Origin of the sequence: Pseudomonas sp. IT-93MI4 (assembly GCF_949767635.1) — a bacterium.
Taxonomy (GTDB): Bacteria; Pseudomonadota; Gammaproteobacteria; order Pseudomonadales; family Pseudomonadaceae; genus Aquipseudomonas; species Aquipseudomonas putida_A.
Map to the genome: position 1 here is coordinate 86,669 of NZ_CATKPP010000008.1, position 12,777 is coordinate 99,445.

Consider the following 12,777-nt stretch of genomic DNA (forward strand, 5'->3'; position numbering starts at 1 on the left):
CACTCGACAACAAGAGTGACAGGCGAGAGGTAAAGACTGTGGAAGCACATCTGTTGGAATGGCTGAACCTGAGCGTGCGCTGGGTTCACATGATCACTGGCGTGGCCTGGATCGGCGCGTCGTTCTACTTCGTCTGGCTGGAGAACAACCTCAACCGCGTCAACCCGAAAACCGGTCTGGCCGGTGATCTGTGGGCGATCCACGGCGGCGGTATCTATCACCTGGAAAAATACAAACTGGCCCCACCGTCGATGCCGGAGAACCTGCACTGGTTCAAATGGGAAGCCTATTTCACCTGGATGTCGGGGATCGCGCTGCTGTGCGTGGTGTTCTACTCCAATCCCGTGCTCTACCTCGTGGCACCCGGCAGCGGCCTGACCGGCCCTGAAGGCGTGGCCATCGGCATCGGTTCGCTGATCGCCGGCTGGTTCATCTACGACTTCCTCTGCGATTCGGCTCTGGGCAAGAAACCCGCCCTGCTCGGCTTCATCCTGTTCGTGCTGATCATCGGCGCGGCGTATGGCTTCAGCAAGGTGTTCAGCGGTCGTGGTGCGTATCTGCACGTCGGCGCGATCATCGGCACCATCATGGTCGGCAACGTGTTCCGCATTATCATGCCGGCGCAGCGTGCACTGGTCGCGGCGATTGCCGAGAACCGCACACCGGATCCGGCGCTACCCGCCAAAGGCCTGCTGCGTTCGCGTCACAACAACTACTTCACCCTGCCGGTGCTGTTCATCATGATCAGCAACCACTTCCCGAGCACTTATGGCAGCCAGTACAACTGGTTGATTCTGGCCGGGATCGCGGTGTTGGCGGTGTTGGTGCGTCACTACTTCAACACCCGTCACGACAGCCACAAGTTTGCCTGGACCCTGCCGGTGGCAGCGGTGGGCATGATCAGTCTGGCGTACGTCACCGGCCCTGCGCCGATGTCGACCGCGCCGGACGTGGCCAAGGCACCCGCGAAAATCGAGTACCAGCCACTGCCGGAAACGGCACTGGGCGGTGGCGCGAAACCGGCTGAAACGGCGGCACCTGCAGCGCCAGCAGCAGCCCCTGCTGCGGCACCGGCGCAAGCGTCCAACGCAGGTCCTGCGTTCGACAAGGTGCACAACGTGATCCAAGAACGCTGCGCGGTCTGCCATTCGGCCAAACCGACCAGCCCGTTGTTCAGCGCGGCGCCCGCCGGTGTGATGTTCGACACCCCCGAGCAGATCCGCCAGAACGCGGCGCGGATCCAGGCGCAAGCCATCACCACGCAGATCATGCCACTGGGCAACATCACGCAGATGACCCAGCAGGAACGTGACCTGATCGGTGCATGGATCGCCCAGGGAGCCCAGACCAACTAAGCAGTAAAAGCATCGCTGGCAAGCCAGCTCCCACAGGGTTTTGCAGTGCCTGTGTGGGAGCTGGCTTGCCAGCGATTAGCCGCAACGCGGTTTACCTGATGCAAAGAAACAGCTGTGAGCCACCCGGCAGCTGTTCAATCACAAGAATAAAAAAGATCCGAGGTGTTGCATGTCCGAGCTGTCCAAAGCGCGCATCCCCGACGCACCCGCCATTCAGCGTTTGCCCTTTTTGCAACTGATCCTGGTCGGTTTGCAACATGTTCTGCTGATGTACGGCGGTGCCATCGCGGTGCCGTTGATCATCGGACAGGCCGCTGGCCTGAGTCGTGAAGAAATTGCCTTCCTGATCAACGCCGACCTGCTGGTCGCCGGTATCGCCACCATCGTCCAGTCGCTCGGCATCGGCCCCATGGGCATCCGCATGCCGGTGATGATGGGCGCCAGTTTCGCGGCGGTCGGCAGCATGGTCGCCATGGCCGGCATGCCCGGTATCGGTCTGCAAGGGATCTTCGGTGCAACCATCGCCGCCGGGTTCTTCGGCATGCTCATCGCGCCGTTCATGTCCAAGGTCGTGCGTTTCTTCCCGCCTTTGGTGACCGGCACAGTCATCACCTCGATCGGTTTGTCGCTGTTCCCCGTGGCCGTGAACTGGGCCGGTGGCGGTGCCGCCGCGGCGCAATTCGGTTCACCGATTTACCTGGCCATCGCCGCTCTGGTGCTGGCGACGATTCTGCTGATCCACCGCTTCATGCGCGGCTTCTGGGTGAATATTTCCGTGCTGATCGGCATGTGCCTGGGCTACGTGCTCTGCGGCGCCATCGGCATGGTCGACCTGAGCGGCATGGCCAACGCGCCGTGGGTTCAGTTCGTCACCCCGCTGCACTTCGGCATGCCGAAATTCGAACTCGCGCCAATTCTGTCGATGTGCCTGGTGGTGGTGATCATCTTCGTCGAGTCCACCGGGATGTTCCTCGCGCTGGGCAAAATCACCGGTCAGGAAGTCTGCCCACGGATGCTGCGGCGCGGCCTGCTGTGCGATGCCGGCGCCTCGTTCGTTGCCGGTTTCTTCAACACGTTCACCCATTCCTCGTTCGCGCAGAACATCGGCCTGGTGCAGATGACCGGCGTGCGTTGCCGTTCGGTGACCATCGTTGCCGGTGGCCTGCTGATCGTGCTGAGCCTGCTGCCGAAAGCCGCATTCCTGGTGGCGTCGATTCCGCCGGCGGTGTTGGGCGGTGCGGCGATCGCGATGTTCGGCATGGTTGCTGCCACCGGGATCAAGATCCTGCAAGAAGCCGACATCGGCGACCGGCGTAATCAACTGCTGGTGGCGGTGAGCATCGGCATGGGCCTGATCCCGGTGGTGCGTCCGGAGTTCTTCGCGCATCTGCCGCTGTGGATGAGCCCGATCACCCACAGCGGCATCGCCATGGCCACCCTCAGCGCGCTGACCCTGAACCTGCTGTTCAACATCCTCGGCGGCGCCGAACGCGCAGCAATCAACGACTGCCACGCACATCAGCATTAACCAAGTCACCACAAAACCTTGTGGGAGCGAGCCTGCTCGCGAAAGCGTTGTGTCATTCAACAGTGATGGCGACTGACACGCCCTCTTCGCGAGCAGGCTCGCTCCCACAGGGGACTGTGCAACACCCTGCCTCAACAATAAAAACAAGAGGGAGCAACCGATGATTCGCACGCAAACCAACGTTCTGTTGAGTGGCGGCCTGCTGGCCGCGAGTCAGGCCATGGCCGGCGATTTACTGCTGTGGCAGACCAACAGCCTGAGCTACCTGTACGGCAAGAACTTCGCGATCAACCCGTCGATCCAGCAGACGGTGACGTTCGAGCACGCCGACAAGTGGAAGTACGGCGACAACTTCCTGTTCGTCGACAAGATCTTCTACAACGGTCAGGAAGACCGCAACAAAGGCCCGCACACCTTCTACGGCGAATTCACCCCGCGTTTCTCGTTCGGCAAGATCTTCGACCGGAAAATCGAGTTTGGCCCGATCAAGGACGTGCTGCTGGCGATGACCTACGAGTACGGCGAAGGCGATAGCGAGGCCTACCTGATCGGCCCCGGCTTCGACCTGAAAGTACCCGGCTTCAACTACGTGACCCTGAACATCTTCCGTCGCCAGACCGAAGGCCCGCGCCCCGGCGACGGCGTCTGGCAGATCACCCCGGGCTGGTCTTACAGCGTGCCGCTGGGCAACTCCGACCTGTTGATCGACGGCTATCTGGACTGGGTCGTCGACAACGATCAGAACTCGCGCGGCACCTACCACGCCAACCTGCACATCAATCCACAGATCAAATACGACCTCGGCAAAGCCCTGGGCTGGAGCCACAAGCAGCTGTACGTCGGCACCGAATACAGCTACTGGAAGAACAAATATGGCGTCGAAAGCAGCCACAACCTCGACACCAACCAGAACACCGCCAGCCTGCTGGTGAAGGTGCACTTCTGAGATGGCCCGCAACCGTGCCCCATACCTGTCGTCGGTGCTCTGTTGCGGGGCACTTGAGAGCTGGCCGAGGAGTCAGTATTCTCCGCGGCCTCTTGAATTCGGTCTAAAAAAAAGCCCGGATTTAATTCCTGACCGACAAGCCAACTTATCCCGGCCCCGGTCAGTACCGAGGCATCCCGAAAACACGCGCAATCGACTGTTTTTCAGCAGCCGAACGGGCGTTTTTTTGCTTTTCGAAAGCGTTGGCCCAGCTCTTGCTATCACCAGCGAAGCTGACCGATCGGATGACTTTTGCAGCGACGAAAAAAGGCGCCACACCAGAGCGCCGATCTTAAAAAAATAAACGTGGAACACCTACTTTGGGAGCAACCGAATGAAACGTATGTGCACCAGCCTGATGCTCGCGGGATCGATGCTGGCCGGCGGCGAGGCCATGGCCGACGGCCTGCTGCAATGGCAGAACAACAGCCTGACCTACCTCTACGGCAAAGACTTCAAGGTCAACCCGGCGATCCAGCAGACCGTCACCTTCGAGCACGCCGATGCCTGGAAGTACGGGGACAACTTCCTGTTCGTCGACAAGATCTTCTACAACGGCAAGCCGGATGGCGGCGTCGGCAACAACACTTACTATGGCGAATTCAGCCCACGCCTGTCGCTGGGCAAGATCCTCGACCAGAAGATCGAATTCGGTCCGGTCAAGGATGTGCTGCTGGCGATGACTTACGAGTTCGGTGAAGGCGACGTCGAGTCGTACCTGATCGGCCCGGGTTTTGACCTGGCGATTCCAGGCTTCGACTACTTCCAGCTGAACTTCTACCAGCGCCACACCGAAGGCTCGCGCGCCGGTGACAACGTCTGGCAGATCACCCCGGTCTGGTCCTACACCATTCCGGTTGGCGACTCGAACATCCTGATCGACGGTTTCATGGACTGGGTGGTCGACAACGACGTCAACAGCAAAGGCGAATACCACGCCAACCTGCACTTCAACCCACAGGTCAAATACGACCTGGGCAAGGCGCTGAATTTCGGCGAGAAGCAGCTGTACGTCGGTGTTGAATACGACTACTGGAAAGACAAGTACGGGATCGACGACACCCGTGCGTTCACCACCAATCAGAACGTGACCAGCTTCCTGGTGAAGTTCCACTTCTGATCTTAAAAGCTTCGCGAGCAGGCTCGCTCCCACATTCGACCGAGTTCCAATGTGGGAGCGAGCCTGCTCGCGAATGGCTTCAGCACAAATATCAGGTGGGCGCGACCGCCTCGGTGATCCCGAGAAACCGGCACAACTCCTCACGCTTGGCCAACGCGTCGCGCCGTCCCAGGTCGATCAGTTCGCTGCAATACCCCGCCTCGAACAGCAGATAACTCAGCACCCCTGCCCCACTGGTCTTGGTCGCCCCCGGCCCACGCAAAAACAGACGCAACGCCGCCGGCAATTCCTGGCGATGTCGCGCTGCGATTTCATCGATCGGCTGACTCGGCGCAATCACCAGCACCTCCACTGGCGCCACGCCCAACTCACGAGTCGGCACGCCCTCGGGCATCAGGTGGCTGAACTGGTTCAGACGCTGCAGCAACTCGATGTCGCTCTCCAGACTGTCAATGAACGTGCTGTTGAGCATGTGTCCGCCAATCTGCGCCAGCGTTGGCTGCTGACCGGTGTAGGCGCGCTCCAGCGGCTGCTGCGGATCAAACCCGCGCGGGTTGCCGCTGACGCCCACCACCAGCACCCGACTCGCACCCAGGTGCAGCGCCGGGCTGATCGGCGCCGACTGGCGTACCGCACCGTCGCCGAAATATTCCTCACCGATTTTTACCGGGGCAAACAGCAACGGGATCGCCGAACTTGCCAGCAGATGGTCCACCGACAATTGCGCCGGCACGCCGATCCGCCGATGGCGCAACCACGCATCGATCGTGCCGCCGCCCTGATAGAAGGTCACCGCCTGCCCCGACTCGTAGCCGAACGCAGTCACCGCCACCGCATGCAATTGCTTGCGGGCGATGGATTCGGCGATACCGGGCATGTGCAGTTTTTCATTGAGCAGCTCGCGCAGCGGCGAACTGTTGAGCAGCGCCACCGGCAGTTGCCGACCGATGCCGAGCAGGCTGTGACTGACAAAGCGACTGGCCTGACGGATCACCCCCGGCCAGTCGCTGCGCAGCACCCGATGGCTGCGAAAGCCCTGCCAGAACAGTGTGAGGCGTTCGATGGCCGCGCGAAAATCGGTGGCACCACTGGCGAGGCTGACCGCGTTGATCGCCCCGGCCGAAGTGCCGACGATCACCGGAAATGGATTGTCCGCGCCCAGCGGCAGCAATTCGGCAATCGCCGCCAGCACCCCCACCTGATACGCCGCCCGAGCCCCGCCGCCGGAAAGAATCAAACCTGTGACCGGTTCCGCTGGGCTCATCGCAACGCTCCATGGTGCTTGAAAGGGTAAGTGAATCAGCCGCGCCGTTTCGGGTAAAGCTTCGGCTCGCCCGGTGGACGGCTCTTGAAGCGGCGATGCGCCCACAAGTATTGCTCAGGGCAGGCGCGCAGCGCACTTTCCACCCACTGGTTGATGCGGAGGCAGTCGGCCTCTTCAGTCTCGCCCGGGAAGTCTTCCAGCGGCGGATGGATCACCAGCCGGTAACCGCTGCCGTCCGCCAGACGCTCCTGCGTGAACGGCACCACCAGTGCTTTACCCAGACGGGCGAACTTGGTGGTCGCGGTCACGGTCGCCGCCTGAATGCCGAACAGCGGCACGAAGATGCTTTGCTTGGCGCCGTAGTCCTGATCCGGTGCGTACCAGATCGCCCGCCCCGCACGCAGCAGCTTGAGCATGCCGCGCACGTCGTCACGCTCCACCGCCAGCGAGTCGAGGTTGTGCCGTTCGCGGCCCCGGCGCTGGACGAAGTCGAACAAGGCATTCTTGTGCTCGCGGTACATGCCGTCGATGGTGTGTTGCTGGCCGAGCAGCGCGGCGCCGATTTCCAGGGTGGTGAAGTGCGCGGCCATCAGGATTACGCCCTTGCCCTCGCGCTGGGCCTTTTGCAGATGCTCCAGCCCTTCGACATGCGCCAGTTTCGCCAGGCGCTCACGGGACCACCACCAGCTCATCGCCATTTCGAAGAACGCGATGCCGGTGGAGGCGAAGTTTTCCTTGAGCAGGCGTTTGCGCTCGGCGGCGGATTTTTCCGGGAAGCACAGCTCCAGATTGCGCTTGGCGATGCGCCGCCGGTCGCCGGCCACGCGATACATCAATGCGCCCAGGATACGACCGATCGTCAGTAAAACCGCATACGGCAACTGCACGACCAGCCACAACAGCCCCAGACCGCACCAGAGCGGCCAGAAGCGGGGAGAAAGAAAGGCTCTTCGAAAACGCGGGCGATCCATTAAAGCTTCCGTAAATTCAGTGGCCGCGCATTCTACATCGTTCGACCCGGCTTGCGGCTCGCGGGCGTTCTCGTTATAAGTCTCGGCACTTTTAGTGACAAGCCGTTGTATGCCGATATGAGCCAAAACGAATCGCCAGACCGAGATCCCGTGTTCCAGTTGAAGGGCAGCATGCTGGCCATCACGGTGCTGGAACTGTCCCGCAACGACCTCGACAGCCTTGATCGGCAACTGGCCGCCAAAGTCGCCCAGGCGCCGAATTTCTTCAGCAATGCACCGCTGGTCCTGGCGCTGGACAAACTGCCGCCCGGCGAAGGCGCGGTGGATCTGCCCGGCCTGATGCGCGTATGTCGCCAGCATGGCCTGCGCACCCTGGCGATCCGCGCCAGCCGTATCGAAGACATCGCTGCCGCCATCGCCATCGACATTCCGGTGCTACCGCCGTCCGGCGCCCGCGAGCGACCACTGGAAGCCCCGGAACCGGAAGTCAAAAAGAAGCCGGAAAAGCCGCCGGAGCCAACGGTCAAACCGACCCGCGTCATCACCACGCCAGTACGTGGTGGCCAACAGATATATGCCCAGGGTGGCGATCTGGTGGTGGTGTCCTCGGTCAGTCCGGGGGCGGAACTTCTGGCCGATGGCAACATCCATGTATACGGCCCGATGCGCGGTCGCGCACTGGCCGGCGTCAAAGGCGACACCAAGGCCCGGATTTTCTGTCAGCAATTGAGCGCTGAACTGATCTCCATCGCCGGGCATTACAAGGTTTCCGAAGATTTGCGCCGCGATCCACTGTGGGGCTCCGGCGTACAGGTCAGCCTGTCGGCCGACGTGTTGAACATCATTCGGCTTTAACGGATACTGCCGCATTTTCCAAGCATCTCTAAAACGTAGCGAAAACGGCTCAAACGAAGTAGGAAAAAGGAACAAGCAGCGTTTGCCCCCGGCAATTGCGACTTGCGCCGAATTCCAGCCAAGGCTGTCCGACTGCAGTAGTTTTCAAGAGATGTTTTTCAGGGGCTAAAAAGTCCTTCTTCCTTAGGGGTGAAACACCTTGGCCAAGATTCTCGTGGTTACATCCGGCAAGGGTGGTGTGGGTAAGACCACCACCAGCGCCGCTATCGGTACCGGCCTCGCTCTGCGCGGCCACAAAACAGTGATCGTCGACTTCGACGTGGGCCTGCGTAACCTCGACCTGATCATGGGTTGCGAGCGTCGCGTGGTGTACGACTTCGTCAACGTGGTCAACGGCGAAGCCAACCTGCAGCAGGCCCTGATCAAAGACAAGCGCCTGGAAAATCTCTACGTGCTGGCCGCCAGCCAGACCCGCGACAAAGACGCGCTGACCCAGGAAGGCGTGGAAAAAGTCCTGATGCAGTTGAAGGAAGACTTCGACTTCGTGGTCTGCGACTCCCCGGCGGGCATCGAGAAAGGTGCGCACCTGGCCATGTATTTCGCCGACGAAGCGATCATCGTGACCAATCCGGAAGTGTCCTCGGTACGTGACTCCGACCGCATGCTCGGCCTGCTGGCCAGCAAATCGCGTCGCGCCGAAAAAGGCGAAGACCCGATCAAGGAACACCTCCTGCTGACCCGTTACAACCCGCAGCGCGTCAGCGATGGCGAGATGCTGGGCGTCGAAGACGTGAAGGAAATCCTGGCCGTGACCCTGCTGGGCGTCATCCCTGAGTCGCAGGCGGTTCTGAAGGCTTCCAACTCGGGCGTTCCAGTGATTCTCGACGACCAGAGCGATGCCGGTCAGGCGTACAGCGATGCCGTTGATCGTCTGCTGGGCAAAGAAAAAGAACATCGTTTCCTCGATGTTACGAAGAAGGGATTCTTCGAGCGCCTGTTTGGAGGTAGGTAATGAACCTTTTTGACTTCTTTCGTGCCAACAAAAAGCCAAGTACCGCCTCGGTAGCGAAAGAGCGTCTACAGATCATCGTGGCGCATGAGCGCGGCCAGCGCAGCACGCCGGATTACCTGCCAGCCTTGCAGAAGGAACTGGTCGACGTGATCCGCAAGTACGTCAACATCGGCAACGACGACGTACATGTTGCACTGGAAAGCCAGGGCAGTTGCTCGATTCTGGAACTCAACATCACCCTGCCCGATCGCTGAGTCGATCCGGCAGGAACGACGGCGGCTCAGGGCCATTCCCATCGCGGAATGGCCCTGAGCCGCCGTTGGCATTTGTTACGAGGCTGTTTTAATGCCGTTGTCCAACATCCGCATCATTCATCAGGACGCCGCCGTACTGGTGGTCGACAAACCGACGTTGCTGCTCTCGGTGCCCGGTCGCGCCGACGACAACAAGGACTGCCTGATCACCCGCCTGCAGGAAAACGGCTACCCGGAAGCGCGCATCGTTCATCGCCTGGACTGGGAAACCTCCGGCATCATTCTGCTGGCCCGTGACGCGGATACTCACCGCGAACTGTCGCGGCAGTTTCACGATCGTGAAACAGAGAAAGCCTACACTGCGCTCTGCTGGGGTCAGCCGGAGCTGGACAGCGGCAGCATCGACCTGCCGCTGCGCTACGATCCGCCGACCAAACCGCGGCACGTGGTCGACCACGAATTCGGCAAGCATGCGCTGACCTTCTGGCGCGTACTGGAACGTTGCGGCGACTGGTGCCGCGTCGAACTGACGCCGATCACCGGTCGCTCGCACCAGTTGCGTGTGCACATGCTGTCCATCGGTCACCCGCTGCTGGGCGACGGGCTGTACGCCCATGAGCAGGCCTTGGCGGCCTGGCCGCGTCTGTGCCTGCACGCCAGCATGCTGAGCTTCACCCACCCGCAAACCGGCGAGCGTTTGCGCTTCGAATGCCCGGCACCGTTTTGAGCGCTGCCTGAGTGGCAGTGCTGTTTATTTGGACAAGGATTCTGTTTTCGGATGAGTTGTATTGATTCCCTGGTAACCCCCCTCACGAAAGTTCGTCATCAACTGCTTTACCTGGTTTACGGCAATCAGGATGTGTACCGGCGCGAAGCCAAGTTCAGCATCCTGACCGTCCTGTCCCAGGCTAAAAACGGCGAGCGACCGGCGATCCGCATTCTCACTGATCGCCCCGACGACTATGCGGGCTGGCCGGTCGACACGGTGTTGCTGGATGAAGCGACTCTGACCCGCTGGCAAGGCACCCACGGCTATCACCACCGCCGCAAGGCCTGCGCCATCGCCGCGGGCATGCAGTGGGCGGAAAAAACCCTGTTCGTCGACACCGACACCCTGTTCACCCGCCACCCGAGCCAACTGTTCAAATTCATCGAGCCGAATCGCTCGGTGATGGATCGCTTCGAGTACGACTGGAAAGATGTGCACCAGCGTCCCGACTATCAAAAACTCGGTCGCGACCTGCGCAGCCACGGCGTGACGCCGGATAACGGTTTCAAGCTCTACAACAGCGGCTTGTGCGGCGTGACCGACAGCGACTCAGCGCTGTTCGAAGAGTCGATCCGCCTGATTGATGAGTGGACACTCGGCGGCTTCGAAATCCACACCATCGAACAGATCGCCCTGTCGTATGCCATGCGCGAGCGTCAGGTGGTGGAAGCGCGCAAACACGTCTACCACTACTTCGCGGAAAAACGTTTCTTCCACGCGATGCAGACGTACTTCTTCTCCCAGCACGGCGAGCAGTTCAGCCAGCGCCTGGTGGATCTGTGCAGCGATGTGCCACGGGTCAAGCCGTTCCCCTCGGCCTGGCGCCGATTGAAAATCAAATGGAAGCTGCGCCACCAGAAAGGCGCCCTGCGCAAGGTCGGTCGTGATCTGCTGTACGGCAGCGCCGCGCCGGAAGATCCGTACTACAGTGTTTGCCGACACGAATGGTGGGAATGCGCCTCGCGGGAAATTCTGCGTTGGGACGAGAGCCAGCAGAAAAAACTGCTGAGCCAGAAGTCCTGGCCGCAACAGCTGCCGCGTCCGGATAAACCGGAAGATGAAAAAGTCATCTTGAACTATTTGAAAAAACGCATAGCCGCCCGCTGATCCACATTACTCCCTGTGGGAGCGGGCTTGCTCGCGAAAGCGGTGTGTCATCCAAAAAATCTGCATCTGACCCACCGCTTTCGCGAGCAAGCCCGCTTCCGCCCCGATCCTGTCCGGATTCAATTCCCGGGCCGATGCGTTAAACTCGCGCCCATTGCTGTCTGGAGCTTCTTATGCGCGAAGAGTTGAACCAAGGCCTGATCGACTTCCTCAAGGCCTCCCCTACCCCGTTCCACGCCACCGCCAGCCTTGTTCAGCGTCTGGAGGCCGCCGGTTACGTGCGCCTCGACGAGCGCGAGCCGTGGACCACCGAGGCCAACGGCCGCTACTACGTCACCCGTAACGACTCCTCGATCGTCGCGATCAAAATGGGCCGCAACTCGCCACTGCACGACGGTATCCGTCTGGTCGGCGCCCACACCGACAGCCCGTGCCTGCGGGTCAAGCCGCAACCGGAACTGCAACGTCAGGGCTTCTGGCAACTGGGCGTCGAAGTCTACGGCGGCGCGCTGCTGGCGCCGTGGTTTGACCGCGACCTGTCGCTGGCCGGCCGCGTCACTTTCCGCCGTGATGGCAAGGTCGAAAGCCAGCTGATCGACTTCAAGGCGCCGATCGCGATCATTCCCAACCTGGCCATCCACCTGAACCGTGAAGCCAATCAAGGCTGGGCGATCAACGCGCAGACCGAGCTGCCGCCGATCCTCGCGCAATTCGCCGGCGACGAACGCGTCGACTTCCGCGCCGTACTGACTGATCAACTGGCCCGCGAACATGGCCTGAACGCCGATGTGGTGCTGGATTACGAACTGAGCTTCTACGACACCCAGAGCGCGGCGGTCATCGGCCTGCATGGCGACTTCATCGCCGGCGCGCGCCTGGACAACTTGCTGTCCTGCTACGCCGGCCTGCAAGCCCTGCTCAGCGCCGACACCGAAGAAACTTGCGTGCTGGTGTGCAACGACCACGAAGAAGTCGGCTCCTGCTCGGCGTGCGGTGCCGATGGCCCGATGCTTGAACAGACCCTGCGCCGCCTGCTGCCGGAAGGTGACGAGTTCGTCCGCACCATCCAGAAATCGCTGCTGGTCTCGGCCGACAACGCCCACGGCGTGCACCCGAACTACGCCGAGAAGCACGACGCCAACCACGGTCCGAAACTCAACGCCGGCCCGGTGATCAAGGTCAACAGCAACCAGCGCTACGCCACCAACAGCGAAACCGCCGGGTTCTTCCGCCATCTGTGCATGGCCGAAGAAGTGCCGGTGCAGAGCTTCGTGGTGCGCAGCGACATGGGCTGCGGCTCGACCATCGGCCCGATCACCGCCAGCCACCTGGGCGTGCGCACCGTCGACATCGGCCTGCCGACCTTCGCCATGCACTCGATCCGCGAACTGTGCGGCAGCCACGATCTGGCGCACCTCGTCAAAGTGCTGAGCGCGTTCTACGCCAGCCGCGAGTTGCCTTAAAAGCTGAAAAGCTTCGCGAGCAAGCCCGCTCCCACATTGGAATGCATTTCAACCTGTGGGAGCGGGCTTGCTCGCGAAAGCGCCAGTCCAGACA

Annotated in this window: 12 protein-coding genes; 10 read left to right on the forward strand and 2 right to left on the reverse strand. The window is 61.1% G+C overall.

Annotated elements, in window-relative coordinates; all coding sequences use genetic code 11:
- Positions 1–38 precede the first annotated feature (38 nt).
- The 4 genes from ACM6I7_RS06290 to ACM6I7_RS06305 all read left to right on the forward strand — a co-directional run bounded on the left by ACM6I7_RS06290 (position 39) and on the right by ACM6I7_RS06305 (position 4,988).
- The gene (locus tag ACM6I7_RS06290; RefSeq protein WP_414888174.1) at positions 39–1,355 is read left to right on the forward strand and encodes a urate hydroxylase PuuD; all 1,317 of its coding nucleotides are present in this window, start codon (positions 39–41) and stop codon (positions 1,353–1,355) included.
- 169 nt (positions 1,356–1,524) lie between these two features.
- On the forward strand, positions 1,525–2,883 hold the full coding sequence (locus tag ACM6I7_RS06295; RefSeq protein ID WP_115990356.1) for a nucleobase:cation symporter-2 family protein: 1,359 nt from the start codon (positions 1,525–1,527) through the stop codon (positions 2,881–2,883).
- A 160-nt stretch (positions 2,884–3,043) separates the two neighbouring features.
- A complete protein-coding gene (locus ACM6I7_RS06300; protein ID WP_414888175.1) occupies positions 3,044–3,829 on the forward strand; it encodes an outer membrane protein OmpK in 786 nt (261 codons plus the stop codon).
- A gap of 373 nt (positions 3,830–4,202) precedes the next feature.
- A complete protein-coding gene (locus ACM6I7_RS06305) occupies positions 4,203–4,988 on the forward strand; it encodes an outer membrane protein OmpK (protein ID WP_027613346.1) in 786 nt (261 codons plus the stop codon).
- Positions 4,989–5,079: 91 nt separating this feature from the next.
- On the opposite strand, the gene ACM6I7_RS06310 is transcribed toward ACM6I7_RS06305, so the two are convergent.
- Positions 5,080–6,252, reverse strand: coding sequence for a patatin-like phospholipase family protein (locus ACM6I7_RS06310; protein WP_097087551.1), 1,173 nt, complete (start codon positions 6,250–6,252; stop codon positions 5,080–5,082).
- A 35-nt stretch (positions 6,253–6,287) separates the two neighbouring features.
- Positions 6,288–7,223: a lipid A biosynthesis lauroyl acyltransferase gene (locus ACM6I7_RS06315; protein ID WP_414888176.1), complete on the reverse strand. Its 936-nt coding sequence runs from the start codon at positions 7,221–7,223 to the stop codon at positions 6,288–6,290.
- Positions 7,224–7,340: 117 nt separating this feature from the next.
- Between ACM6I7_RS06315 and minC the strand changes: the two genes are divergently transcribed.
- The 6 genes from minC to ACM6I7_RS06345 all read left to right on the forward strand — a co-directional run bounded on the left by minC (position 7,341) and on the right by ACM6I7_RS06345 (position 12,683).
- Positions 7,341–8,078 carry a septum site-determining protein MinC gene (gene minC / locus ACM6I7_RS06320; RefSeq protein ID WP_027613349.1) on the forward strand — a complete coding sequence of 246 codons (738 nt, stop codon included), beginning with the start codon at positions 7,341–7,343 and terminating at the stop codon, positions 8,076–8,078.
- Positions 8,079–8,277: 199 nt separating this feature from the next.
- Entirely contained in the window at positions 8,278–9,090 is an 813-nt protein-coding gene (gene minD, locus ACM6I7_RS06325; RefSeq protein WP_098967914.1) for a septum site-determining protein MinD, read from the forward strand.
- Positions 9,090–9,344, forward strand: a complete 255-nt coding sequence (gene minE, locus ACM6I7_RS06330) for a cell division topological specificity factor MinE (RefSeq protein ID WP_003223146.1) — start codon at positions 9,090–9,092, stop codon at positions 9,342–9,344. The genes minD and minE overlap by 1 nt, the downstream gene beginning before the upstream one ends.
- A 91-nt stretch (positions 9,345–9,435) precedes the next feature.
- On the forward strand, positions 9,436–10,071 hold the full coding sequence (locus ACM6I7_RS06335) for an RluA family pseudouridine synthase (protein ID WP_027613350.1): 636 nt from the start codon (positions 9,436–9,438) through the stop codon (positions 10,069–10,071).
- Positions 10,072–10,122: 51 nt separating this feature from the next.
- A complete protein-coding gene (locus tag ACM6I7_RS06340) occupies positions 10,123–11,220 on the forward strand; it encodes a hypothetical protein (RefSeq protein WP_414888177.1) in 1,098 nt (365 codons plus the stop codon).
- 173 nt (positions 11,221–11,393) lie between these two features.
- Positions 11,394–12,683 carry a M18 family aminopeptidase gene (locus tag ACM6I7_RS06345; RefSeq protein WP_041068806.1) on the forward strand — a complete coding sequence of 430 codons (1,290 nt, stop codon included), beginning with the start codon at positions 11,394–11,396 and terminating at the stop codon, positions 12,681–12,683.
- The last annotated feature ends 94 nt before the right edge of the window (positions 12,684–12,777 follow it).

Coding starts and splice junctions, on each gene's coding strand:
- ACM6I7_RS06295 (WP_115990356.1), top strand. CDS start 1,525: ATGTCCGAGCTGTCCAAAGCGCGCATCCCCGACGCACCCGCCATTCAG.
- ACM6I7_RS06300 (WP_414888175.1), top strand. CDS start 3,044: ATGATTCGCACGCAAACCAACGTTCTGTTGAGTGGCGGCCTGCTGGCC.
- ACM6I7_RS06305 (WP_027613346.1), top strand. CDS start 4,203: ATGAAACGTATGTGCACCAGCCTGATGCTCGCGGGATCGATGCTGGCC.
- ACM6I7_RS06310 (WP_097087551.1), bottom strand. CDS start 6,252: ATGAGCCCAGCGGAACCGGTCACAGGTTTGATTCTTTCCGGCGGCGGG.
- ACM6I7_RS06315 (WP_414888176.1), bottom strand. CDS start 7,223: ATGGATCGCCCGCGTTTTCGAAGAGCCTTTCTTTCTCCCCGCTTCTGG.
- minC (WP_027613349.1), top strand. CDS start 7,341: ATGAGCCAAAACGAATCGCCAGACCGAGATCCCGTGTTCCAGTTGAAG.
- minE (WP_003223146.1), top strand. CDS start 9,090: ATGAACCTTTTTGACTTCTTTCGTGCCAACAAAAAGCCAAGTACCGCC.
- ACM6I7_RS06335 (WP_027613350.1), top strand. CDS start 9,436: ATGCCGTTGTCCAACATCCGCATCATTCATCAGGACGCCGCCGTACTG.
- ACM6I7_RS06340 (WP_414888177.1), top strand. CDS start 10,123: ATGAGTTGTATTGATTCCCTGGTAACCCCCCTCACGAAAGTTCGTCAT.
- ACM6I7_RS06345 (WP_041068806.1), top strand. CDS start 11,394: ATGCGCGAAGAGTTGAACCAAGGCCTGATCGACTTCCTCAAGGCCTCC.